25 protein-coding genes, 1 pseudogene and 1 riboswitch are annotated in these 22611 nt (G+C 70.6%); of the genes and pseudogenes, 16 read left to right on the top strand and 10 right to left on the bottom strand.

The genetic code is table 11. The features are described from left to right. Positions 1–8: 8 nt before the first annotated feature. Positions 9–764 carry a 3-hydroxybutyrate dehydrogenase gene (locus TTH_RS03605; protein WP_011172783.1) on the top strand — a complete coding sequence of 252 codons (756 nt, stop codon included), beginning with the start codon at positions 9–11 and terminating at the stop codon, positions 762–764. On the opposite strand, the gene TTH_RS03600 is transcribed toward TTH_RS03605, so the two are convergent. From TTH_RS03600 to TTH_RS03590, 3 genes are read right to left on the bottom strand one after another with little or no spacing between them, the layout of a single operon-like run. After that, a complete protein-coding gene (locus tag TTH_RS03600) occupies positions 761–1591 on the bottom strand; it encodes a CoA transferase (protein WP_011228128.1) in 831 nt (276 codons plus the stop codon). The genes TTH_RS03605 and TTH_RS03600 overlap by 4 nt on opposite strands. Continuing rightward, positions 1563–2291: a 3-hydroxyacyl-CoA dehydrogenase gene (locus tag TTH_RS03595; RefSeq protein WP_011228127.1), complete on the bottom strand. Its 729-nt coding sequence runs from the start codon at positions 2289–2291 to the stop codon at positions 1563–1565. The genes TTH_RS03600 and TTH_RS03595 overlap by 29 nt, the downstream gene beginning before the upstream one ends. Before the next feature lie 10 nt (positions 2292–2301). Further along, positions 2302–3456, bottom strand: coding sequence for a thiolase family protein (locus TTH_RS03590; protein ID WP_011228126.1), 1155 nt, complete (start codon positions 3454–3456; stop codon positions 2302–2304). 147 nt (positions 3457–3603) lie between these two features. On the opposite strand from TTH_RS03590, the gene TTH_RS03585 reads away from it, so the two are divergent. From TTH_RS03585 to TTH_RS11660, 8 genes and pseudogenes are all read left to right on the top strand, one after another. Continuing rightward, positions 3604–4752 carry an ROK family transcriptional regulator gene (locus tag TTH_RS03585; RefSeq protein ID WP_164926091.1) on the top strand — a complete coding sequence of 383 codons (1149 nt, stop codon included), beginning with the start codon at positions 3604–3606 and terminating at the stop codon, positions 4750–4752. Continuing rightward, a complete protein-coding gene (locus tag TTH_RS03580; RefSeq protein ID WP_164926040.1) occupies positions 4709–5953 on the top strand; it encodes an ABC transporter substrate-binding protein in 1245 nt (414 codons plus the stop codon). The genes TTH_RS03585 and TTH_RS03580 overlap by 44 nt, the downstream gene beginning before the upstream one ends. Positions 5954–5996: 43 nt before the next feature. Continuing rightward, positions 5997–7105 (top strand): annotated as a pseudogene (locus TTH_RS03575) (carbohydrate ABC transporter permease). Continuing rightward, positions 7105–7911, top strand: a complete 807-nt coding sequence (locus tag TTH_RS03570; RefSeq protein ID WP_011172776.1) for a carbohydrate ABC transporter permease — start codon at positions 7105–7107, stop codon at positions 7909–7911. The pseudogene TTH_RS03575 and the gene TTH_RS03570 overlap by 1 nt, the downstream one beginning before the upstream one ends. 45 nt (positions 7912–7956) lie before the next feature. Then, positions 7957–8307 (top strand): MotA/TolQ/ExbB proton channel family protein, encoded by a 351-nt coding sequence (locus tag TTH_RS03565; RefSeq protein ID WP_011172775.1) that lies wholly within the window; start codon positions 7957–7959, stop codon positions 8305–8307. Next, positions 8304–8681, top strand: coding sequence for an ExbD/TolR family protein (locus TTH_RS03560; protein WP_008632077.1), 378 nt, complete (start codon positions 8304–8306; stop codon positions 8679–8681). Before TTH_RS03565 ends, TTH_RS03560 begins: the two co-directional genes overlap by 4 nt. Beyond that, entirely contained in the window at positions 8659–9885 is a 1227-nt protein-coding gene (locus TTH_RS11665) for a hypothetical protein (RefSeq protein WP_164926039.1), read from the top strand. The genes TTH_RS03560 and TTH_RS11665 overlap by 23 nt, the downstream gene beginning before the upstream one ends. Beyond that, positions 9882–10508, top strand: a complete 627-nt coding sequence (locus TTH_RS11660) for a hypothetical protein (RefSeq protein ID WP_011228120.1) — start codon at positions 9882–9884, stop codon at positions 10506–10508. Before TTH_RS11665 ends, TTH_RS11660 begins: the two co-directional genes overlap by 4 nt. A gap of 52 nt (positions 10509–10560) precedes the next feature. Here the strand turns inward: TTH_RS11660 and thiD are convergent, their stop codons facing one another. The 7 genes from thiD to thiE are packed head-to-tail and all read right to left on the bottom strand — an operon-like array spanning position 10561 to position 16495. Then, complete coding sequence (gene thiD / locus TTH_RS03545; protein ID WP_011228119.1) at positions 10561–11337, bottom strand: bifunctional hydroxymethylpyrimidine kinase/phosphomethylpyrimidine kinase; 777 nt, start codon at positions 11335–11337, stop codon at positions 10561–10563. Further along, positions 11334–12635, bottom strand: coding sequence for an MFS transporter (locus TTH_RS03540; protein ID WP_011228118.1), 1302 nt, complete (start codon positions 12633–12635; stop codon positions 11334–11336). Before TTH_RS03540 ends, thiD begins: the two co-directional genes overlap by 4 nt. A 4-nt stretch (positions 12636–12639) precedes the next feature. Beyond that, positions 12640–13947 (bottom strand): phosphomethylpyrimidine synthase ThiC, encoded by a 1308-nt coding sequence (gene thiC / locus TTH_RS03535; protein WP_011228117.1) that lies wholly within the window; start codon positions 13945–13947, stop codon positions 12640–12642. Next, complete coding sequence (locus TTH_RS03530; protein WP_011228116.1) at positions 13934–14872, bottom strand: NAD(P)/FAD-dependent oxidoreductase; 939 nt, start codon at positions 14870–14872, stop codon at positions 13934–13936. Before TTH_RS03530 ends, thiC begins: the two co-directional genes overlap by 14 nt. A 13-nt stretch (positions 14873–14885) precedes the next feature. Next, positions 14886–15692 carry a thiazole synthase gene (locus TTH_RS03525; RefSeq protein ID WP_011228115.1) on the bottom strand — a complete coding sequence of 269 codons (807 nt, stop codon included), beginning with the start codon at positions 15690–15692 and terminating at the stop codon, positions 14886–14888. Between the two features lies 1 nt (position 15693). Next, positions 15694–15888 carry a sulfur carrier protein ThiS gene (thiS, locus tag TTH_RS03520; RefSeq protein ID WP_011172767.1) on the bottom strand — a complete coding sequence of 65 codons (195 nt, stop codon included), beginning with the start codon at positions 15886–15888 and terminating at the stop codon, positions 15694–15696. Further along, positions 15875–16495, bottom strand: coding sequence for a thiamine phosphate synthase (thiE, locus tag TTH_RS03515; protein WP_011172766.1), 621 nt, complete (start codon positions 16493–16495; stop codon positions 15875–15877). Before thiE ends, thiS begins: the two co-directional genes overlap by 14 nt. Positions 16496–16565: 70 nt before the next feature. Further along, positions 16566–16675: riboswitch (TPP riboswitch) on the bottom strand. 59 nt (positions 16676–16734) lie between these two features. Here thiE and TTH_RS03510 point away from each other — a divergent pair. The 7 genes from TTH_RS03510 (at position 16735) to cobA (ending at position 22609) form a co-directional block, all read left to right on the top strand. After that, positions 16735–17256, top strand: coding sequence for a hypothetical protein (locus TTH_RS03510; protein ID WP_011228114.1), 522 nt, complete (start codon positions 16735–16737; stop codon positions 17254–17256). A gap of 63 nt (positions 17257–17319) precedes the next feature. Further along, positions 17320–19077 carry a nitrite/sulfite reductase gene (locus tag TTH_RS03505; RefSeq protein WP_011228113.1) on the top strand — a complete coding sequence of 586 codons (1758 nt, stop codon included), beginning with the start codon at positions 17320–17322 and terminating at the stop codon, positions 19075–19077. Between the two features lie 11 nt (positions 19078–19088). After that, positions 19089–19850: a uroporphyrinogen-III synthase gene (locus tag TTH_RS03500; protein ID WP_011228112.1), complete on the top strand. Its 762-nt coding sequence runs from the start codon at positions 19089–19091 to the stop codon at positions 19848–19850. Beyond that, entirely contained in the window at positions 19847–20497 is a 651-nt protein-coding gene (locus tag TTH_RS03495) for a precorrin-2 dehydrogenase/sirohydrochlorin ferrochelatase family protein (RefSeq protein WP_011228111.1), read from the top strand. The genes TTH_RS03500 and TTH_RS03495 overlap by 4 nt, the downstream gene beginning before the upstream one ends. Continuing rightward, positions 20485–21153: a phosphoadenylyl-sulfate reductase gene (locus TTH_RS03490; protein WP_011172761.1), complete on the top strand. Its 669-nt coding sequence runs from the start codon at positions 20485–20487 to the stop codon at positions 21151–21153. The genes TTH_RS03495 and TTH_RS03490 overlap by 13 nt, the downstream gene beginning before the upstream one ends. After that, complete coding sequence (locus tag TTH_RS03485) at positions 21154–21894, top strand: sulfite exporter TauE/SafE family protein (RefSeq protein WP_011172760.1); 741 nt, start codon at positions 21154–21156, stop codon at positions 21892–21894. Further along, positions 21887–22609 carry a uroporphyrinogen-III C-methyltransferase gene (gene cobA / locus TTH_RS03480; RefSeq protein WP_011228110.1) on the top strand — a complete coding sequence of 241 codons (723 nt, stop codon included), beginning with the start codon at positions 21887–21889 and terminating at the stop codon, positions 22607–22609. Before TTH_RS03485 ends, cobA begins: the two co-directional genes overlap by 8 nt. The last annotated feature ends 2 nt before the right edge of the window (positions 22610–22611 follow it).

Below are 22611 nucleotides of genomic sequence, written 5' to 3'. Positions count from 1 at the left end.
AGGCCCATATGGGAGCGTTTTCGGGAAGGACGGTCCTCGTCACCGGCGCGGGAAGCGGCATCGGCCTCGCCATCGCCAGGGCCTTCGCCCGGGAGGGGGCGAGGGTCTTGGTCCACGACGTGCGGGACGCCTCGAGGCTCGCCGAGGAGCTTTCCGGGGTCTTCCTCCAGGCGGACCTCGCCGACCCCAAAGAGGTGGAGGCCCTGGGCAAGGAGGCAGCGGCCATGGGCGTGGACGTCCTGGTGAACAACGCCGGCTTCCAGCACATCGCCCCCGTGGAGGAGTTCCCCCTGGAGGTCTGGCAACGGATGCTCCAGGTGATGCTCACCGCCCCTTTCCAGCTCACCCAAGCCCTCCTCCCCGGGATGAAGCGAAGGGGCTGGGGCCGGATCCTGAACATCGCCAGCATCCACGGCCTGGTGGCGAGCCCCTTTAAGAGCGCCTACATCTCGGCCAAGCACGGCCTCATCGGCCTCACGAAGACGGTGGCCCTCGAGGCCGGGCCCCATGGCGTCACCGTAAACGCCATCGCCCCCGCCTACGTCCGCACCCCCCTGGTGGAGGGCCAGATCCAGGACCAGGCCAAAACCCTGGGGATCCCCCCCGAGGAGGTGGCGGAGAAGGTCTTCCTGGCCCAGGCGGCCATCAAGCGCCTCATAGCGCCCGAGGAGGTGGCCGAGCTCGCCCTCTTCCTGGCCTCGGAGAAGGCCAGCGCCATCACCGGGGCCGTCTTCCCCATAGACCTGGGCTGGACGGCCCGCTAGCGGACGGCCCTGAGGGGGAGGCCCTCCTCCCTGGCCCAGGCCTCCCAGGCCCGGGCGGGCCTTTGGGCGAAGAAGGCGCAAAGGGTCCTGTAGAGGGGGTTTTCCGGGGAAGCAGGGCTGAAGGCGGCCTCCACAAGCTCGGGAAGCCCCGCCTTTTGGCAGAAGCGGGCCCAGAGGTGGGGCTCGAGGGCGGCGAGGGCCACCTCCCCCTCCCTCGCCCGGTAGACCCCGTAGCAGAGGACCGAGCCGTCCAGGAAGGGAATCGGCGGATAGGCGATGGACTTCACCGCCTCGGCGAGGGCCACCTCGTAAAACCCGCCCCCCAGGAGGAGGCCCTTGAGGGCGGCGAGGGCCAGGGCGTAGGCCCCCGCCAGGTCGGCGAACTGGAAGGCCCGCCAGGGAAACCGCCCAAGAAGCCCCGCCTCCGCCAGGTAGGTGAGGTCGTGGCCGGGGTCGGGAGCGTCCCGGTAGCCCCGGAGGCGGACGTAGACCAGGCGGGGGTTCTCGGCCAGAAGCGTTTCGGGCCCCAGGCCGAGCCTCTCCATCGCCCCCGGGCGGTTGGACTCCAGGAAGACGGCCGCCTCCGCCACCAGGCCCAGAAGCCGCGCCCTTCCCTCCTCCGCCTTCAGGTCCAGGACGAGGACCTCCTTCCCCTCGTTCAAAAAGCGGTAGGCCTCGGGGGCGAGGGCCTTCAGGGGGTCCCCCCCTGGGGGCTCCACCTTGAGGACGGGAAAGCCCATCTCCAAGAGGAGCTTTCCCGCCAAGGGCCCGGGCAAAAGCCGGGTGAGGTCCAAGACCTTACCGGGGGGCCATGCGGAGGGCGCCATCCAGCCGGACCACCTCCCCGTTCAGCATGGGGTTTTCCAGGATGTGGAGGACCAAGGCGGCGTACTCCTCGGGGCGGCCAAGCCTCGGGGGAAAGGGGACCTGGGCCGCGAGGGAGGCCTTGGCCTTTTCCGGAAGCCCCTGGAGGAGGGGCGTGTCAAAAAGGCCCGGGGCCACCGTCACCACCCGGATCCCCCATCCGGCGAGCTCCCGGGCCGCAGGAAGGGTGAGGGCCACCACGCCCCCCTTGCTCGCCGCGTAGGCCGCCTGGCCGATCTGCCCCTCAAAGGCGGCCACGCTCGCCGTGTTCACGATGACCCCCCGCTGACCCTCGGCGTCGGGCGGGTTTTCCCGCATGGCCCAGGCGGCGAGGCGCAACACGTTGAAGGTGCCGAGGAGGTTCACCTCAAGAACCCGCCGGAAGCTTTCCAGGCCGTGGGGGCCCTCTTTGCCGAGGATCTTCTCGGCAAGGCCCACTCCGGCGGCGCTCACCACGGCGAAGAGGGGGGCCTCCTCCTGGGCCCTCGCCACCGCCCGCCTTACGTCCTCCTCCCGGGTCACGTCCCCTTCCACATAGATCAGGTCCTCCCCTCCCCGCCTGAGATCCAGGACCACCACCCGGTAGCCCCTCGCCTTCAAGGCGAGGGCCGCCGCCCGCCCGAGGCCCGAGGCCCCGCCCGTCACCAAGGCGCTCCGCTCCATCCTCCCCTCCCTATAGCCTCTGGATCACCGTGGCCGTGGCCTGGCCGTGGCCGATGCACATCACCTGGAGGCCGAACTCGCTTCCCGTGCGCTCTAGCTCATAAAGGAGCTTGGTCATGAGCACGGCCCCCGTGGCCCCCAAGGGATGCCCGTGGGCGATGGCCCCGCCGTTGGGGTTCACCTTTTCGGGGTCCGCCCCAAGCTCCCGCAGGAAGGCGAGGACCACGCTGGCGAAGGCCTCGTTGACCTCTATGACGTCCACGTCCCGCAAGGAGAGCCCCGCCCGCTCCAGGGCCTTTTTCGCGGCGGGGATGACCTCAAGAAGCTGCAGGGTAGGGTCCCCCGCCACCACCACCCGGGCGAGGAAGCGGGCCCTGGGCCTCAGGCCCAAGGCCAGGGCCTTTTCCCGGTCCCCGAGGAGGAGGGCCGCGGCGCCGTCGGAGATCTGGCTGGAGTTCCCCGCCGTCACCACCCCGTCTTCCCGGAAGACGGGTTTCAGGGCGAGCATCTTCTCGTAGTCCACATCGGGGCGGACCCCCTCGTCCCGGGTGAGGAGGAAGGGCCTCCCCTCGGCGTCCAGCCCCTCGAGGGGGAGGATCTGGGCAGAAAACCGCCCCTCCTCCGTGGCCCGGGCGGCCCTTTTGTGGGAGAGGTACCCCCACTCGTCCAGCTCCTCGCGGCAAAACCCGTAGCGCTCAGCGATCCGCTCGGCGCTTTCCCCCTGGTGGACGAGCTCGTACCTCTTCCCAAGCTCGGGGTTCAGGGTGTGGAAGCCCCCGCCGATGTCCGCGAACATGGGCACCCGGGTCATGCTCTCCACCCCGCCGGCGATGGCGAAGTCCACATCCCCTGCGGCGATGGCCTGGGCGGCGAAGTGGACGGCCTGCTGGCTGGAGCCGCACATGCGGTTCAAGCTCACCGCGGGGACCTCCTTGGGAAGCCTGGAGAGGAGCACCCCAAGCCGCCCCACGTTCGCCCCCTGCTCCCCCACCTGGGTCACGCACCCCGTGACCACGTCCCCGATGAGGCCGGGGTCTATGCCCGTCCGCTCCAAGAGGGCGTCCAGGACCTTGGCGTAGAGGGCATCGGGCCTGTAGGCCCTCAGGGCCCCGTTCCGCTTGCCGATGGGCGTGCGCACCGCCTCGAGGATCACCGGCTCTCCCATCCGTTCCTCCCTTCCCTGCGGGCTTCCCAGTATACCCCCTTGACGCCTTGGGGGGGCGCGTGCTTTAGTTAGACCTGGGAACGAACTAAGGAGCGCGCGGAGCGTAAGGGCGACGTCCAAACCCTCCGCAGGCTCAACCGCAGGGCCATCCTGAACCAGCTCAGGCGGGGCCCCCTCTCCCGCGCCGACCTGGCCCGGGCCACAGGCCTCGCCAAGAGCGCCGTGAGCCGCCTCGTGGAGGAGCTGCTCCAGGAGGGGCTTTTGGAGGAGGGGCCCGCCGCGCCCTCCCCATTGGGCCGGCCGCCCACCCTCCTCCGGCTCAGGCCCCGGGCCCGGATGGCCCTGGGCGCGGAGGTGGGCGTGGAGGGCACGGTCCTCGTGGCCTTGGACTGGCAGGGGCAGGTGGCCTGGAGCAAGGAGTGGGCCCACGCCCCCGAGGAGGACCTCCACGCCCGCATCCAACGCCTCCTCCTGGAGGTCCGCCCCCACCTTCAAGACGCCCTGGGCCTCGGGATCACCCTGCCCGGGGTGGTGGCGGGGCGCCGCCTCCTCCTCGCCCCCAACCTGGGGTGGAGGGAGGTGGACCTCAGCCCCCACCTCGCCGCCCTCCCCCTTCCCGTGGCCCTGGAGAACGACGCCAAGGCCTCCGCCCTTTCCGAGGTCTTCCTCCACGGGGAGCAGAACCTCGCCTACGTGGTCCTGAGCACGGGGCTCGGCGTGGGGGTGGTGGCCGAGGGCAGGCTCCTCAGGGGCGCCACCGGGGCCTTCGGGGAGGTGGGGCACTGGCTTGGGGAGAGGGTCTCCCCTTGCCGGTGCGGCCGCCGAGGGTGCCTGGAGGTGGCCCTGGGCCTGGAAACCCTCGTGAAGCGCTACCGGGCCCTGGGGGGCACCGCCTCCACGCTGGAGGGCCTTCTCGCCGGGGCCCGGGCCGGGGAGGAGGCGGCCCTCCTCGCCCTCCGCCAGCTGGGGGAGGCCCTGGGCCGGTTCCTCGCCAACCTGGCCGTGGCCTACGACCCCGCCCGGGTGGTGGTGGGCGGGCGGGTGGCCGAGCTCTTCCCCTTCCTGGAAGCGCCCCTCCGAGCCTCCCTGGAGGCCCACGCCTTCCTGGAGGCCCACCGGAGGCTCCCCGTGGCCCCCTCGGTCTACGGCCACCTGGCCCCGGCGGTGGGCGGGGCGAGCCTCTTCTTGGCGCGGTTTTTTGAGCTGGGCGGCTTGTGGGCGGAAGGCCCACGTCGCAATGGAGGTGAAGGGTATGCGGAAGTGGCTTTTGGCGATCGGTATGGTCTTGGGGCTTAGCGCCCTGGCCCAAGGAGGCAAGCTGGAGATCTTCTCCTGGTGGGCGGGAGACGAGGGGCCGGCCCTCGAGGCCCTGATCCGGCTCTACAAGCAGAAGTACCCCGGGGTGGAGGTCATCAACGCCACGGTGACGGGCGGCGCCGGGGTGAACGCCCGCGCCGTCCTCAAGACCCGGATGCTGGGCGGGGACCCCCCGGACACCTTCCAGGTGCACGCCGGCATGGAGCTCATCGGCACCTGGGTGGTGGCGAACCGGATGGAGGACCTCTCCGCCCTCTTCCGCCAGGAAGGGTGGCTCCAGGCCTTCCCCAAGGGGCTCATTGACCTCATCTCCTACAAGGGCGGGATCTGGAGCGTGCCCGTGAACATCCACCGCTCCAACGTGATGTGGTACCTCCCCGCCAAGCTCAAGGAGTGGGGGGTCAACCCGCCCCGGACCTGGGACGAGTTCCTGGCCACCTGCCAGACCCTGAAGCAAAAGGGCCTCGAGGCGCCCCTCGCCCTGGGGGAGAACTGGACGCAGCAGCACCTCTGGGAGAGCGTCGCCCTCGCCGTCCTCGGCCCCGACGACTGGAACAACCTCTGGAACGGCAAGCTCAAGTTCACCGACCCCAAGGCCGTGCGGGCCTGGGAGGTCTTCGGCCGGGTGCTGGACTGCGCCAACAAGGACGCCGCCGGGCTTTCCTGGCAGCAGGCGGTGGACCGGGTGGTCCAGGGCAAGGCCGCTTTCAACGTCATGGGCGACTGGGCCGCGGGCTACATGACCACCACCCTCAAGCTCAAGCCCGGGACCGACTTCGCCTGGGCCCCCTCCCCCGGCACCCAGGGGGTCTTCATGATGCTCTCCGACTCCTTCGGCCTGCCCAAGGGGGCCAAGAACCGGCAGAACGCCATCAACTGGCTTAGGCTCGTGGGCTCCAAGGAGGGTCAGGACACCTTCAACCCCCTCAAGGGCTCCATCGCCGCCCGGCTGGACTCCGACCCCAGCAAGTACAACGCCTACGGCCAGTCCGCCATGAAGGACTGGAGGTCCAACCGGATCGTGGGCTCCCTGGTCCACGGGGCGGTGGCGCCCGAGAGCTTCATGAGCCAGTTCGGCACGGTCATGGAGATCTTCCTCCAGACCAGGAATCCGCAGGCCGCGGCCAACGCCGCCCAGGCCATCGCCGACCAGGTGGGCCTGGGCCGGCTGGGCCAGTAAGAGGCCGCGTGGGGTGGGCCTCGGCCCACCCCCTTTTTTTCCCATGCGCGACCGCATCCTGGCATTCCTCGTCCTCCTCCCCTCCGTCCTCGCCGTGGGGGTCTTCGTCTACGGCTTCATCGGGCAGAACCTCTGGGTCTCCCTCACCGACTGGGGCAAGGACCCGGCCCAGGCCCTGGCCCTAAGGCCCGAGCTCCGCTTCGTGGGCCTGGAGAACTACCGCGAGCTCTTCACCGGTTTTGTGGACGTCCGCTTCCGCCAAAGCGTCGTGAACCTCATCTTCTTCACCCTCTTCTTCATGGCCGGAAGCCTGGGCCTGGGCCTCCTCCTCGCCCTCGCGGTGGACAAGGCCCCCAGGGGGGAAGCTTCTTCCGCACGGTCTTCCTCTTCCCCATGGCCCTCTCCTTCGTGGTCACCGGGACCATCTGGCGCTGGCTTTTGCAGCCCCAAGGCGGGGTGAACGTCCTCCCCACCCTCTTCGGCCTGCCCCCCCTCTCCTTCCCCTGGCTCGCCACCCGGGAACAGGTCCTGGTCTTTGACTGGAACCGCTTGCCCTTCTACACCGCCCTCGTGGTGGGGCTCGTCCTCCTCTACGTGGCCTACGCCGCCTATCGCGAGGGGGAGAGGCGGCGGGCCCTCTGGGGCCTGGCCTCCGCCGGGGTGCTCCTCCTTTGGGCCTTCGCCTTCGGACGGGGGCTGAGGCTCCTCCCCTACCCCGAGGTCCACGGGTTCAGCCTGGCCCTGGTGGGGGTGATCCTGGCGGCGGTTTGGCAGATGTCCGGCTACACCATGGCCCTCTACCTGGCGGGGCTGAGGGGGATCCCCGTGGAGGTCCTCGAGGCCGCCCGGGTGGACGGGGCGAGCGAGTGGCAGCTCTTCCGCCGGGTCATCTTTCCCATGCTCGCCCCCATCACCCTTTCGGCCATGATCGTCCTGGGGCACATCGCCCTGAAGATCTTTGACCTCGTCTTCGCCATGGCCGGGCTGGACTACGCCCCCACGGACGTGCCCGCCATCTACATGTACCTCCTCGCCTTCCGGGGCAACCAGTTCGCCAAGGGGGCCGCCATCGGCATCCTCCTGCTCCTCCTCGTGGCCGTGGTGGTCGTCCCCTACCTGGCCACCCAGCTCAGGAAGGAGGTGCGGCGGTGATGGGCCGGGCCCTCCTCTACGGCTTCCTCCTCCTCATGGCGGGCTTCTTCCTCCTCCCCGTGTACCTGGTGGTCCTCACCGCCCTAAAGGAGCCCGCCCGGATCACCCTGGAGACGGTCTGGCAGTGGCCCCACCCCCCCTACTGGGAGAGCTTCCGCACCGCCTGGGAGGCCTTCCGGCCCAAGTTCCAGAACTCCGTGGTCCTCGCCGTCTCCGCCACCCTCCTCTCCGCCCTGGTGGGGTCCCTGAACGGGTACGTCCTGGCCAAGTGGCCCTTCCGGGGGTCGGGCCTCCTCTTCGCCCTGATCCTCTTCGGGATGTTCATCCCCTACCAGAGCATCCTCATCCCCCTCTTCCAGTTCATGAAGTCCATCGGCCTCTACGGCAGCCTCTTCGGGCTCGTCCTGGTCCACGTCATCTACGGCATCCCCATCGTCACCCTCATCTTCCGCAACTACTACAGCGAGATCCCCGACGAGCTTGTGGAGGCGGCCCGCATTGACGGGGCGGGGTTCTTCGGCATCTTCCGCCACGTGATCCTGCCCCTCTCCGTCCCCGCCTTCGTGGTGGTGGCCATCTGGCAGTTCACCCAGATCTGGAACGAGTTCCTCTTCGCCGTCACCCTCACCCGGCCCGAGAGCCAGCCCATCACCGTGGCCCTGGCCCAGCTCGCCGGAGGGGAGGCGGTGAAGTGGAACCTGCCCATGGCCGGGGCCATCCTGGCGGCCCTTCCCACCCTCCTCGTCTACATCCTCCTCGGCCGCTACTTCCTCCGGGGCCTCCTCGCGGGCTCGGTGAAGGGGTAGGGCCTTCACCCTTTTCACGCCCGCCCCCCCTAAAATGGCGGAACCATGAGCGGGGCCGAGCTCATCCGGGCGGCAGGACCCGTTTTCTGGATCCTGTTCGCCCTCTCCGTCTACACCCTCTACCTGGTCCTCGCGGGCCTTTTCCGCAGAAAGGCCACGGCGAGGACCCTGGACCGGCTGGGGGACCTGGCCCAGTTCGCCCCCCTCCTCGGGCTCTTCGGCACCAGCCTGGGCATGATCCGGGCCTTCCTGGCCCTCGGCCAGGGGGGGAACCCGGAGCTTCTGGCCCAGGGCATCGCCGAGGCCCTCACCAACACCGGGATGGGCCTTTTCGTGGCCGTGGTGGCCTACGGGGGGCGGGTGCTCCTTGGGGCCATGGAGGGGGGGGAAGAGTGAGCCGGCGGCCCCTGGTCCTGAACCTCATCCCCCTCATTGACTTCTTCCTCCTCCTCGCCCTCTTCGCCCTCCTCCTCGCCCGCTGGCCCGAGGCCCTACCCCAGCGGGCCCTCTCCGTGGACCTTCCCCGGGCGGAGGGGAGGCAGGGTAGCGGGGGGGTGCTCCTGGAGCTGGACCGGGAAGGACGCCTTGCCCTGAACGGGAAGCCCGTGGCCCTAAAGGACCTGGCCCAGGCCCTGAGCCCCCTCCTCCAGGAGGGGACGGCGGTCCGCCTCGAGGCGGACCGGGAGGTGCCCCACGGCACGGTGGTGGCCGTGCTGGAGGCGGTGCGCCGCGCGGGGGGGGAGAAGGTTGAGGTGGGCGTCCGGCCTTGAGCGGAGGGCCTTCCTCCTCGCCCTCCTGGTCCACGGCCTCCTCCTCCTTGGGGTGGTGCGCTACGAGCCCGCCCTCCCCCTTCCCAGCTACACGGTGCGCCTCGCGCCCGTGCCCGTGGAGGCCGTCAGAGAAGAGGCCAAGCCCCAAGCCCCCATCCCTGAGGCCAGGCCCGCCGAGGCCTCGAGGCCCCAGACGCCCCCACCCCAACCCGCCCCCCAGGCCCGGGTGAACCCCACGCCCCCCCGGGGTCTGGAGCGCGCCCCCATCGCCTCCGGGGGTGAGGAGCGCCTCCTCCCCTCTCCCTCCCCCGCCCCCCGGGCCCAAGCCGAGGCCCTCCCCGCCCCAAGCCGGGAAGAAGCCTCCCTGGCCCAGGAGGCCGCCCCGCCTCGGGAAGCCCCCGCCCTAGGCCGGGAGGCCAGCCCCGCCGAGCCCCTGGCCCGGGGCACGGGGGGCCTCGAGGCCGCCCGCCCGGCCCAGGAGGCCTTCGCCGCCCCCGCCCCCGAGGCCCAGGCCCCCACGGCGGAGGAGGCGGGAGCCTCTTCCTGGGGCCAAGCGGCCGCCCCCGCCCCGGCGGAGGCCTTGGCGCCTACGCCTTCCGCCCCGACCCCTGCGAAGGCGGAGGCCCTGGCCCCTTCTTCCTCCGGCGGAGGGCTTGCGGCGGAGAAGGCCCCGCCCGCGCCCGGCACCCCGAACCCGCTTCCCCTCCCGGCCCAGGCCCCCGGGGCCCTGCCGGAGGGAAGGATGGGCCCCGCCCGGGAGGCCGCCCTCCCCCCCTCCCGCCCGGCGGGGGAGCTGGGCCGGGAAGGCCTCCTCCCCCCGGGCGGGGTCCAAGGGGGGAGGGACTGGGGGCGGTGCGCCGTGGTGGTGGACGCCACCCCCTTCCCCCTGGACCCGAACCCCAACCCCCAGGTCCTCACGCCCGAGGGGAAGCGGGTCTGGCCCCCCGCGGCCAAGGTGCAGGGGGTGCCCACGGAGGTGGTGGACCGGAGCGGCATCGCCCTCTTCTTCCCCCAGGGCGCCTTTGACCCCGCGCCCTACGGGCGGGTCCTTTGGGTCAAGGCCTTGGGTACCCGGACGCGGACGCCGGAAAGCCGGTTCCACGACCTCGTGGTGGTAAGCGCAGAGGACGCCGCCCGCATCCAGGTGGCGGCGGAAAGCCTCTGCGAGATGGTCTTCCTGTACGCGAAAGGAGGTCAGCCGTGAGAAGAGGCCTAGCGGTTCTGCTTCCCTTCCTTCCTTTAGCCCTCGCCTGGCAGCCCGCCCTGGACCTGGAGCTCGCCCGGCAGGTGGTGGACGGGGCCTACAGCCGCATCCCCCCCTTGCCCACGGCGGTGGAGCTCTCCCCCCTGGAGGTCCGGGTCCTCCGGGGGGAGGGGTGCCTCCCCTTCCCCGGAAGCCGCCCCGTGTGGGCCCGGGTCGCCGGCCAGGCGGAGGTGGTGGAGATCCTGGCCGAGAGGGCCCGGAACGAGTTCCGGCGGGTCCAGGCGGAGGAGGTCCTCCCCGAGGCCAAGCGCCTCCTCCCCGACGGCCACCTCCGGGTCTACCTGCGCCTTTCGGGGCTCAAGCGCCTGGAGCACCGGGCCGCCTACACCCTGGGGGTGCGGCTCAAGACCCCGGAGGGGGAAAGCTACGTCCGGGCCTACCGGGCCACCTACCTGGACGACTGGCAGGAAAAGGAGGACGGGTACACGGGCACCCTGGTCTTCTACCTGGACCTCTCCGGAAAGCCCGTGGACCCAAAGGGCCCCCTGGAGGTGGTCTTCCTCACCGAGTCGGAGAAGGACTGCCTCTACGCCTTCACCGTGGACCTGGGGGCCTTCTACTGAGTACCCCAAAAAGCCCTCACCGCCCCGGCCTGGGCACCGTTACGGAACCCGCCTAGGCCCAGTGGTCCAAAGGCCCGTGGCCGTGGCCCAGGGAGGGCGCCGTCTTCAGGGCCCGGGTGAGGTAGGCCTTGGCCTCGGCCACCGCCTCCGCCAAGGGCCTTCCCTTGGCGAGGAGGGCGGCGATGGCGGCGGAGAGGGTGCAGCCGGTGCCGTGGGTGTTCCGGGTATGGACCCGGGGAGCGGAGAAGCGCAAGACCCCTCCCCGGGTGGCCAAAAGGTCCACCGCCTCTTCCCCCTCCAGATGCCCCCCCTTGAGGAGGACGGCCTTGGGGCCTAGGGCGAGGAGGGCCTTGGCGGCCTCCTCCGCCTCCTTAAGGGTACGGATGGGGCGCCCCAGGAGGGCTTCGGCCTCGAGGCGGTTCGGGGTGACGAGGTCCGCCAAGGGGAAAAGCCTCTCCTTGAGGGCGGCCGCCGCCTCCTTGGCGAGGAGGGGGTCCCCGCTTTTCGCCACCATCACCGGGTCCACCACCAAGGGCCGGACCCCGAAGCGCCGCACCGCCTCGGCCACGGCCTCCACGATGGCCGCGTCCCCCAAGGCCCCCGTCTTGGCGGCGTGAAGGGGGAAGTCCTGGGCCACGCTCTCTATCTGGGCGTAGACCACCTCGGGGGGAAGGAGGTGCACCCGCTGCACCCCCAGGGTGTTCTGGGCGGTGACCAGGGTGAGGGCGCTCGTCCCGTAGACCCCGAAGCGGAAGAAGACCTTGAGGTCCGCCTGCACCCCCGCCCCGCCCCCCGAGTCGGAGCCCGCGATGGTGAGGGCCACCCTCATGCTTCCTCCAAGGGCTTCCCTCGGGTCTCCACCCCCACGGCGAAGGCGAAGACCCCGGCGAGGAGAAGAAGCCCCCCGTGGAGGGCCAAGACCCCGCCCGGGCCCCAAAGGGGAAGGAGGGCCCCGGTGGCGTAGGGGGCGAGGATCCCCCCCACCCGGCCCACCGCCGCCACGAAGCCCGCCCCGCTCCCCCTAAGCGCCGTGGGGAAGAGCTCCGGGGTGTAGGCGTAAATGGCCCCCCAGGCCCCCAGGTTGAAGAAGGCGAGGAGGGCCCCAAAGAGGAGCACCTCCCCGGGGGAAGCGGCCCGGGAAAGGAGCCAGGCAAAGAGGGCGGAAAGGCCCAAAAACCCCACGAGCACGGGCCGCCTCCCCCAGCGCTCCACCAAGAAGGCCGCCACGAGGTAGCCCGGCACCTGGGCCAAGGTGATGAGGAGGACGTACTCCAAGGAGCGCACCAGGGTGTAGCCCTGGGCCACGAGGAGGGAGGGGAGCCAGATGAAGGCCCCGTAGTAGCCCGCGTTCAGGGCGAACCAGGCGAGGGCGAGGAAGAGGGTGCGCCGGAGGAGGGGCGGGCGGAAGAGGGCCCCGTAGGGGAGGGGGCGCGGGGCGGGCTCAGGGCGAGGCTCGGGAAGGGGCCCGGGAAAGGCCCTTTCCCATGAGGCCACCAGGGCCTCCGCCTCCGCCGCCCGGCCCCGGGCCACGAGCCAGCGGGGGGACTCGGGGAGGGAGAGCCTCAGGTAGGCGGCGTAAAGGGCGGGAAGGGCCCCGGCGAGGAAGGCCGCCCGCCAGCCCAAGGAGGGGACCAGGAGGTAGCCCACGAGGGCGGCGAGGAGCCACCCCACGGCCCAGAAGGCCTCGAGGAGGACCACCATCCGCCCCCGGTGGGCCTTGGGACTGAACTCCCCCATGAGGCTTGCCGCCACGGGAAGCTCCGCTCCCAGCCCAAGCCCCGTGAGGAAGCGGAAGAGGAAAACCCAAGAAAGGCTTGGGGCGAGGGCGGTGAGGAGGCTTCCCAGCCCAGCGAGGAAGAGGCTATACCCCACCACCGCCTTCCGGCCGAACCGGTCGGCAAGCCGCCCCCCGAGGAGGGCCCCGAAGAGCATCCCGAGAAGCCCCACGCTCCCCAAAAGCCCCGCCCCCACCGGGTCCAGGCCGAAGTCCCGGGAAAGGGCGGGCAGGGTGAAGCTGATGAGCCCCACGTCCATGGCGTCCAGGGCCCAGCCGAACCCGAGAAGCAGGAGGAGGCGGTAGTGGGGCCTGCCCAAGGGCAGGCGTTCCAGACGGGCGAGGGCGTCCATGGCCTCAGGCTACCGGAAGCTCCATCCGCCCCTTCCCCTTAAGCACCGCCTCCACCAGGTTCATGGGGCAGAAGGGGCCGCACATGCTGCAGGCCTTGGTCTTGGAGCCCCGCTCCTCCTTGAGGCGCCGCGCCTCCTCGGGGAAGAGGGCGAGGGCGAACTGGCCCTCCCAATCCAACCGGTAGCGGGCCTCGGACATCCTCCGGTTCCGCTCCAGGGCCCTTTTGTTCCCCCGGGCCACGTCGGCGGCGTGGGCGGCGATCTTAAAGGCGATCACCCCTTGCTTCACGTGCTCAGGGGTGGGCAGGCCCAGGTGCTCCGCCGGGGTCAGGTAGCAGAGCATGTCCGCACCCCACCATCCCGCCAAGGCCCCGCCGATGGCCCCGGCGATGTGGTCAAAGCCGGCGGCGGTGTCCACGGGAAGCATCCCCAGGATGTAGAAGGGCGCGTGCCCCGTGAGCTTCTTCTGGATCTGGACGTTGGCCGCCACCTCGTTCAAGGGGATGTGCCCGGGGCCTTCCACCATGGCCTGGACCCCGGCCCTTCTGGCCCTTTCCACGAGCTCCCCGATGGTGAGGAGCTCTGCGATCTGGGCCCGGTCGGTGCTGTCGGCGAGGGAGCCTGGGCGGAGGCCGTCCCCCAGGGAGAGGGTCATGTCGTAGGTGCGGGCGATGTCCAAAAGGTCGTCAAAGCGGGCGTAGAGGGGGTTTTCCTCGCCGCGGTGGAGCATCCAGGCGGCCATGAGCCCCCCGCCCCGGCTCACGATGCCCGTGGTGCGGGGGCTATTCCGGTAGACCTCGAGGTTCTTGAGGGTCACCCCCACGTGCACGGTGATGTAGTCCACCCCCTCCTTGCCGTGCTCCTCAATCACCTGGAAGAGCTCGTCCGCCGACATGTCAAAGAAGTTCTTGCGCCTGGCCGCCCGAAACTCCGCCTCGTAGATGGGCACGGTGCCCAAGGGGACGGTGGCCACCTCCAGGATCCGCTTGCGGATCGCCTTGAGGTCTCCCCCGGTGGAGAGGTCCATAACGGTGTCCGCCCCGTACTGGATGGCCACCCTGGCCTTCTCCACCTCCTCCTCCACGTCCACGTAGTCGTAGGAGGTGCCCAGGTTGGCGTTCACCTTGACGGAAAGCCCCTCCCCGATCCCCTTGAAGTCGGTGAGGGTCTTGTGGTTCGGGTTCCTGGGGATGACGATCCGGCCCGCCGCCACCCCTTCCCGCACGAACTCGGGGGAAACCCCTTCCTTCTCGGCCACGTAGGCCATCTCCTCGGTGATCTTCCCTTTCCTTGCCGCCTCAAGCTGCGTCATCCTCCACCCCCAAAAGCTTTAAAAGCCTCTTTGCCGTCCAAGGGGCGAGGAGGACGCCGTTCCTCCCGTGCCCCACCGCCGCGTACACGCCTTCCTCCACCTCGCCCACGAAGAGCTCCCCCGCGGGCCTAAACCCGAAGACCGCTCCCCTAAAGCGGGCCCCTTCCAAGAGGGGAAAGCGCTCGTGGGCGTAGTCCGCAAGCCAGCGGAGGCCATAGAGGTCCACTCCCTCCGCCCACCCCTCCCGCGACGTGGCCCCCACGTAGACCCCGCCCTCCCGGGAGAGGAGGTACCCCTCCCCGGCGAAAAGGGGCCCGGGCGGGGCCTCCCCCCAAAGGAGAAGGGCCTCCCCCTTGAGGGGCCTGACCCTTAGGCCGAACCTTCCCCCCCAGGCCCCCACGGCGAGGAGGACGAAGCGGGCCCTAAGGGCCCCTTCCCGCCAATGGACCCTCCCCCCCTCTATCCCTTCCACCTCGGCCCGGAGGTAGGTGCCCCCGAGGTCCCGGAAGGCCTCGAGGAGGGCCTCGCGGAGCGCCTTGGGGTGGACGAACCCCCCGGGGAAGCGCCTCGCCCCCAAGCCCCCCCGGACCGGGTAAGGGAGGGGGTCTTGGGCCTGCCAAGCTTCCTTTTCCCCAAGGCTTAGGGCCGCCACCCAGGTCCCGGAAAACCCCGCCTCCACCTCGAGGCCCCTTTCCCTAAGCTCGGCGAGGAGCTCGGGGTAGCGGGCAAGGCCGTATAGCCCCGCCTCCAGAAGCTCCCCCGAAAGCCCCTCGGGGTAAGGGGCGAGCATCCCCGCGCTCGCCAGGGTGGCGGCCCCTTCCTTCTCCGCGTCCAAGAGGGCCACGGCCACCCCCCGCTTGGCGAGCTCGTAGGCGGCGAGGGCCCCGATGATCCCCGCCCCCACCACGGCCACGTCCGCCCTCATAACTCTTCCTCCACTACTGGGGCCCCCGGCCGGGCCGGGGCCCGGTCGGGGTAAAAGGCACCCCCTCCACCGGGCTGGAGGGGCTTGCCGCCTCCCTGGGCCGCATGGGCCCGGCGAGGTAGGCCTTCCTCCCCGCCTCCACCGCAAGCCGGAAGGCCTCGGCCATGGCGGGGGGATCTTGGGCCTCGGCGATGGCGGTGTTCACCAAGACGGCGTCCAGGCCGAGCTCCATCACCTCCGCCGCGTGGGAGGGGAGGCCGAGCCCCGCGTCCACCACCACCGGGGGAAGGCTTGCCTTCTCCCGGGCGAAAAGCTCCAAAAGGGCCCTCGTCCTCACCCCCCAGCCCGAGCCGATGGGGGCGGCGAGGGGCATCACCGTGGCCGTGCCCAGGGCGGCGAGCCTTTTGGCCAGGACGAGGTCGGGCCCCATGTAGGGGAGGACGAGGAAATCCTCCTCTATAAGCCTCTCCGCCGCCTTCAGGGTCTCCAGGGGGTCGGGGAGGAGGTAGGTGGGGTCGGGGATGACCTCGAGCTTCACCCACCTTTCCCCGGTGAGGAGGCGGCCCAAGCGGGCGAGGCGCACCGCCTCCTCGGCCGTTCTGGCCCCTGCGGTGTTGGGGAGAAGCCTAACCCCCTCCAAAGCCTCCAGAAGCCCCACGTGCCCCGGGGCCTTGAGCTCCACCCGCCTCACGGAGACCGTGACCACCTCGGCCTTCGCGGCGGCGATGGCCTCCCGCATCACCCCGAAGTCCTCGTACTTGCCGGACCCCAGGATGAGGCGGCTTTTGAGCTCCACGGGACCTACTTTCCAGGTGTCCACGCTAACCCCCCTGCATCAGGGCCACCACCTCCACCACGTCCCCGTCCCGCAAGGGGCGGTCCGGGACCTCGAGGCCCAAGAAGGCCTCCTCGTTGAGGAGGACGGCGACCCCCTTAAGCTCCACGCCCATTTCCTCCAAGACCTCCTTGAGGGTCTTTCCCTCCAAGGGCCTGGGCTCCCCGTTAAGCCACACCATAAAGCCTCTCCCTAAGGGCGCGGGCCGCCCGCTCGGGGTCAGGGGCGTCCAGGATGGCCCGGACCACCACGATGCGCCTGGCCCCGGCCTCTAGGACCTGGTCCAGGTTCCCCAGGTCAATCCCCCCGATGGCGTACCAGGGCTTCTCCCCCAGGTTCTCCGCCGCCCAGCGCACGTAAGCGAGCCCCGCCGCGGGCCTGCCCGGCTTCGTGGGGGTCTCCCAGACGGGGCCCACGGAGAGGTAGTCCACCCCCTCCTCTAGGGCCCTTAGCGCCTGCTCCGGGGCGTGGGTGGAGCGGCCCACCATCCCGGCAAAGAAGCGCCGCGCCTCCTCGGGGGTGAGGTCGTTCTGCCCCAGGTGCACCCCGTCCGCCCCCAGGAGGGCGGCGAGGTCGGGGCGGTCGTTCAGGAAGAAGGGCACCCCGTAGCGCCGGGCGAGGGCGAGCATCCTTTCCCCGAGGGCCAGGGTGGGCCGCGCCTCCCAGTCCTTGGCCCTCAGCTGCACGACCTCCACGCCGCCCGCCAAGGCCCTTTCCGTGCGGTCCAGGGTAGCCTCCAAAGACCAGCCGGGCCTTGGGGTCACCACCAGGTAGAGCCTTCCAAGCAACCTTCCACCCCCTCTAGGCCAGCGGGAAGGGCCCACGCGGCCCGAAGGGGGCTAGGTTTTGGGGGATTCGGGTCTTCCGCATAGGCTTCCCTCCGCCGGCATTACCCGGATCAGGTTCCAAGGGTTGCTGGGAGAAACCCAGCTCTCAGCCCTTCCATTCGGGCACCCCTAGCCTGCCCCCCCACTATAGCACGCCCGCGCCCGGGGAAAAGAGGGCAGGCTACACTGGGGGGGAGCCCATGCGCCCCTACCTGGCCCTCACAAGCCTCCTCTTTGGCCTCCACCTGGGCGTGGCGGCGGTGGCCGCCCTGGACCTTCCCGCCCCCGTCCTCGGCCTCGCCGCCTTCGCGGCGGGGGCCTGCCTGGGGCTCGGCCTAAGCCTCCTCGCCCGGCGTCTGCCCCTACCCCACCTTCTCCTTTTCGCCCTCCTCCTCAACCCCTCCGCCTGGGTGGCCGTGGCCCTCCTCCGCCCCGAGCCCGACCCCATGAACCTGGGCCTCTTCGTGGCCATAGTGGCCTTCACCCTCCTCCTCCTCGGAACCCTTCTCCTCCTCCTCGCCGCCCTCCTCCCCCCCTGGCTCGCCCCCTGGCCCTTGGCCCTGGCGGGGCTCTTCCTCGTGCCCCTCTTCGCCCTCCTGGGGGACGCCCTGGGCCAGGCCCTCCCCCTTTGGGCCCGGTGGGGGGCGCTCCTCCTCGGCGCCGCCCTCACGGCCTTTGGCCTCGCCGGCGGGGTCCGGGGCCAGGGTGCCCCATACCCTTGACTTTCATAGGCTCAATGGTATACCATCCCCACCAACCCCCGGACCGGGGGTCGGAGGTGAGGGATGGCAGGGCTTGTGGACAGGGTAAGCGGCGCGCGCCTGGACCCGGCGGCGGAGGCGGAGATCCGGTACCTGGAGGCCATGATCGCCCGCCTCGAGGCCGGGGAGGAAGACCCCGAGGACTTCCGGGTCTTCCGGCTCAAAAACGGCATCTACGGCATCCGGGGCCGCCCCGAGCACCACATGATCCGCATCAAGCTCCCCGTGGGGCGGATCACCCCCGAGGGCCTCAGGGTTCTCGCGGACGTGGCCGAGCGCTACGCGGAAAACCGCCTGGCCCACGTGACCACCCGCCAGGCGGTCCAGCTCCACCACGTCCACCGCCGGGACGTGCCCAAGGTCTTAAGGGCGGTGAACGCCGTGGGCCTCACCACGAGGGAGGCCTGCGGCCACTCCATCCGGGCCATCACCTGCTGCCCCTACGCCGGGGTCTCCCCCGAGGAACCCTTTGACGTGACCCCCTACGCCGAGGCCGCCTACCGCTACTTCCTCCGCCACCCCGTGGGGCAGAACCTCCCCCGGAAGTTCAAGATCGCCTTTGAGGGGTGCGCCGCGGACCACGCCCGCACCCCCATCCACGACATCGGGGTGGTGGCGGCCTTGGAAGGGGGAAAACGGGGGTTCCGCGTCTACGTGGGCGGGGGCTTAGGGGCCGCCCCCATGAGCGCCGAGCTTCTGGAGGCCTTCACCCCCGAGGAGGACCTCCTCCCCACCATGCTCGCCATCGTCCGCCTCTTTGACCGCTACGGAAACCGCAAGGTCTTGACCCAGGCCCGGCTCAAGTTCCTGGTGAAGAAGTGGGGGATCGCCGCCTTCCGGGAGGCGGTGCGGGAGGAGAGGCGCCTCGTCAAGCTCACGGCGAGCGGCGAGGACCTCGAGGCCTGGGCCCCGCCCCCAGAGCCCGAGCCCCCAAGGCTTCCCAGCCCGCCCAAAAAGCCCTTCTCCTTTGCCCCAGGCTTTGACGCCTGGCGGCGCACCAACCTCTTCAAGCAAAAGCAGGAGGGCTTCTATACCGTCACCGTCCGCCTCCCCTTGGGGGACATCACCCCGGAAGGCCTCAGGGCCCTGGCGGCCATCGCCGAGACCTACGCCGCCGAGGTCCGGAGCGCCATCAGCCAGAACCTCCTCCTCCGCTTCGTCCCCGAGGAGGCCCTGGGTGGGCTTTACGAGGCCCTCTTGGAGGCGGGGCTCGCTCTCCCTGAGGCCCACACCCTCCTGGACATCACCCGCTGCCCCGGGGCCGACACCTGCAACCTGGCCATCACCCGCTCCCGGGGGCTCGCCCAGGCCCTCGAGGCCCACCTCGCCACGCTCCCCCTGGCCCAGGACCCGGGGGCCAAGGCCATCGGCGTCAAGATCTCCGGCTGCCCCAACTCCTGCGGCCAGCACCACATCGCCGACATCGGCTTCTACGGTTCAAGCCGCAAGGTGGGAGAAAGGGAGGTGCCCCACTACGTCCTCCTCCTGGGCGGGCGCACCCGGGAGGGGGAGGCTCGCTTCGGCCAGGTGGTGGGGAGGCTCCCGGCGCGGCGGGTCCCCGAGGCGGTGGAAAGGATCCTCAAGCGCTACCTGGAGGAGCGGCAAAACGGGGAGAGCTTCCAGGCCTACCTGGACCGGGTGGGGGCGGCCTCCTTCAAGCCCCTCCTCCAGGAGCTCCAGGAGGTCCCTCCCTACGAGGAGGCCCCCGAGTTCTACCAGGACCTGGGGGCGGAAGGGGAGGCCTTCAGCGTGCAGCTCGGGCGCGGGGAGTGCGCCGTCTAGAGGAGGACGCCGTGCGCGTGGCCTACGCGGGACTCAGACGGAAGGAAGCGTTTAAGGCCCTGGCGGAGAAGCTCGGCTTCACCCCCCTCCTCTTCCCCGTCCAGGCCACGGAGAAGGTCCCCGTCCCCGAGTACCGGGACCAGGTCCGGGCCCTCGCCCAAGGGGTGGACCTCTTCCTCGCCACCACCGGGGTGGGGGTGAGGGACCTCCTGGAGGCGGGAAAGGCCCTAGGATTGGACCTAGAGGGGCCCCTGGCGAAGGCTTTCCGCCTGGCCCGGGGAGCCAAGGCGGCGAGGGCCCTAAAGGAGGCGGGCCTTCCCCCCCACGCCGTGGGGGACGGCACCTCCAAAAGCCTCCTCCCCCTCCTTCCCCAAGGAAGGGGCGTGGCCGCCCTCCAGCTTTACGGCAAGCCCCTCCCCCTCCTGGAAAACGCCCTGGCGGAACGGGGCTACCGGGTCCTCCCCCTCATGCCCTACCGCCACCTCCCGGACCCCGAGGGGATCCTCCGCCTCGAGGAGGCCCTCCTCAGAGGGGAGGTGGACGCCCTCGCCTTCGTGGCCGCCATCCAGGTGGAGTTCCTCTTTGAGGGGGCGAAGGACCCCAAGGCCCTGAGGGAAGCCCTCAACACCCGGGTCAAGGCCCTCGCCGTGGGCCGGGTGACCGCCGACGCCTTAAGGGAGTGGGGGGTCAAGCCCTTCTACGTGGACGAGACCGAGCGGCTGGGAAGCCTGCTTCAGGGCTTCAAACGCGCCCTGCAAAAGGAGGTGGCGTGACCTACTTCCCCCTGATGCTGGACCTAAGGGGCCGCCCCGTCCTCCTCCTCGCCGGGGGGCCCGAGACCTCCGTGAAGCTCAAGGCCCTCCTCGAGGCGGGGGCGCGCGTCACCGTCCTCGCCGAGGAGGACGCCTTCGGCCTGGAGGCGCTGGAACGGGAAGGCAAGATCCGCTGGCTCAAGCGGGCGTACCGGGAAGGGGACCTGGAAGGCTACTTCCTGGTCATAAGCCACCCCAAGGACAAGGCCATCCACCCCAGGGTCAAGGCGGAGGCCGACCGGAGGGGCGTCTTCCTCGTGGCCGTGGACGACCCGCAAAACGCGAGCGCCATCCTCCCCGCCGTCCTAAGGCGCGGGGAGCTTTTGGTGGCCCTCTCCACCTCGGGGGCCGCCCCCGCCCTCGCCGTGAGGCTCAAGGAGCGCCTGGCGGGGCTTTTCCCCGAGGCCTACGGGGAGCTCGTGGCCTTCCTCCGCACCCTAAGGCCCAGGATCGCCCAGATCCCGAGCTTTGAGGAGAGGAAGCGCCTCTGGTACCGGATCGTGGACCAGGCCCTGGAGGAGCTGGACCTAGACCCCAAGGAGGGCCTGGGAAGGGCCAAGGAGAAGGCCCAGGAGGCCCTAAAGGAGGTGGCGGCATGGACAAGGTGAAGGCGGCCCGGAGCCTGATCCAAGAAGCCCTGGCCCAAAGCCAAAACCCCTGCTTCACCTGCAGCTTCCAGGCGGAGGACGTGGTGGTCCTCCACCTCCTCCTCAAGGAAAGGCCCGAGATCCCCGTCCTCTTCCTGGACACGGGCTACCACTTCCCCGAGGTCTACGCCTACCGGGACGAGCTGCAAAAGCGCCTGGGTTTCCGCCTGGTGAACCTCACCCCCGCTCTTTCCCGGGAGGAGCAGGAGAGGCTCTACGGCAAGCTCTACGAGACCGACCCTGGCCGCTGCTGCGCCCTCCGCAAGGTGGAGCCCCTCTTCGCCGCGCTGGAGGCCCACGACACCTGGTTCACGGGGCTTAGGCGGGAGCAGTCCCCCACCCGCAGAAACCTCGAGCCCCAGGAGGAGGCCCGCCTCCCCTCGGGCCACCGCCTGAAGAAGGTGAACCCCCTCTACGACTGGACACTTAAGGAGGTCTTCGCCTACCTGGCCGTGGAGGACCTCCCCTACCTCCCCCTTTACGACCAGGGCTACCTCTCCATCGGTTGCGCCCCCTGCACGGCGAAGCCCTTGGACCCCTCGGACCCCCGCTCGGGCCGCTGGGCGGGAAAGGGCAAGCTGGAGTGCGGCATCCACCTGCACGGTAAGGAGGGGTAGATGGCCTTTCTGCTGGGCTTTCTCATCGCCTTCGCCATCGGGGTCACGGGGGTGGGGGCGGGGACGGTTACGGCGCCCCTCCTCATCCTCGCCCTGGGGCTTCCCCCGGAGGTGGCCGTGGGCACGGCGCTTCTCTTCGGCTTCCTGGTGAAGGTGCCGGCGGGAGCCGTCTACCTCTTAAGGCGGCAGGTGGACGCCCGGGCCCTCCTCCGCCTCCTCCTCGGGGGGGTCCCGGGGGTGCTTCTGGGAAGCCTCCTCCTCACGCAGCTCAAGGGGGCAAAGGACCTGGTCCTCCTCCTCGTGGGCCTCACCGTGGTCCTCTCGGCGGGGCTTGGGCTTTGGCGGGGCCTGAAGGGGGTCGGACGAGGGAGGGAAAGGCCCTGGCTTCTTCCCCCGGCGGCCTTCGGCATCGGCCTCGAGGTGGGCTTCTCCTCCGCCGGGGCCGGGGCCCTGGGGACCCTCCTCCTCCTCCACGCCACCCGGCTTTCCCCCCAGAAGGTGGTGGGCACCGACCTCCTCTTCGGCCTCGTCCTCGCCCTCCTGGGGGGCGGGGTCCACCTCGCCTTCGGCCAGGTGGCCCCAAGCCTCCTCCTCGCCCTGGCCTCGGGCGGGGTGGCGGGGGGGCTTCTCGGGGCCCTCTTCGCCACCCGGCTTCCCAAGGAGCCCTTAAGGCTCGCCCTCCTCCTCTGGCTCCTCTTCATCGGGGGGCAGCTCGTCTACAGGGGGGTGGTCCATGGGTAGGGTCTACCTGGTGGGGGCGGGCCCCGGGGACCCGGAGCTTCTGACCCTCAAGGCCTACCGCCTCCTCAAGGAGGCCCCCGTGGTCCTCTACGACCGGCTCGTGGACGAGAGGGTCCTCGCCCTCGCCCCCGGGGAAAAGGTCTACGTGGGGAAGGAGGAGGGGGAAAGCGAAAAGCAGGAGGAAATCCACCGCCTCCTCCTCCGCCACGCCCGGGCCCACCCCTTCGTGGTCCGCCTCAAAGGGGGCGACCCCATGGTCTTCGGCCGGGGCGGGGAGGAGGTGCTCTTCCTCCTCCGGCACGGCGTCCCCGTGGAGGTCGTCCCCGGGGTGACGAGCCTCCTCGCCTCCGGGCTTCCCCTCACCCACCGGGGCCTCGCCCACGGCTTCGCCGCGGTCTCGGGGGTCTTGGAGGGGGGAGGGTATCCGGACCTCAGGCCCTTCGCCCGGGTCCCCACCCTGGTGGTCCTCATGGGGGTGGGGCGCCGGGTCTGGATCGCCAAGGAGCTCCTCCGCCTGGGGCGGGACCCCAGGGAGCCCACCCTCTTCGTGGAGCGGGCCTCCACCCCCAAGGAGCGCCGGGTCCACGCCCGCCTGGAAGAGGTGGCGGAAGGCAAGGTGGAGGTGCGTCCCCCCGCCCTCTGGATCCTGGGCGAGGTGGTGCGCGTGTTCGCCGAGAAGGAAGCGCCTGTGGACGCCTTGGCCCTGGGAGGTTAGCC

The sequence above is a fragment of the Thermus thermophilus HB8 genome (genome assembly GCF_000091545.1).
GTDB classification, from domain to species: domain Bacteria; phylum Deinococcota; class Deinococci; order Deinococcales; family Thermaceae; genus Thermus; species Thermus thermophilus.
This window is presented reverse-complemented; position numbering and strand designations above follow the sequence as displayed.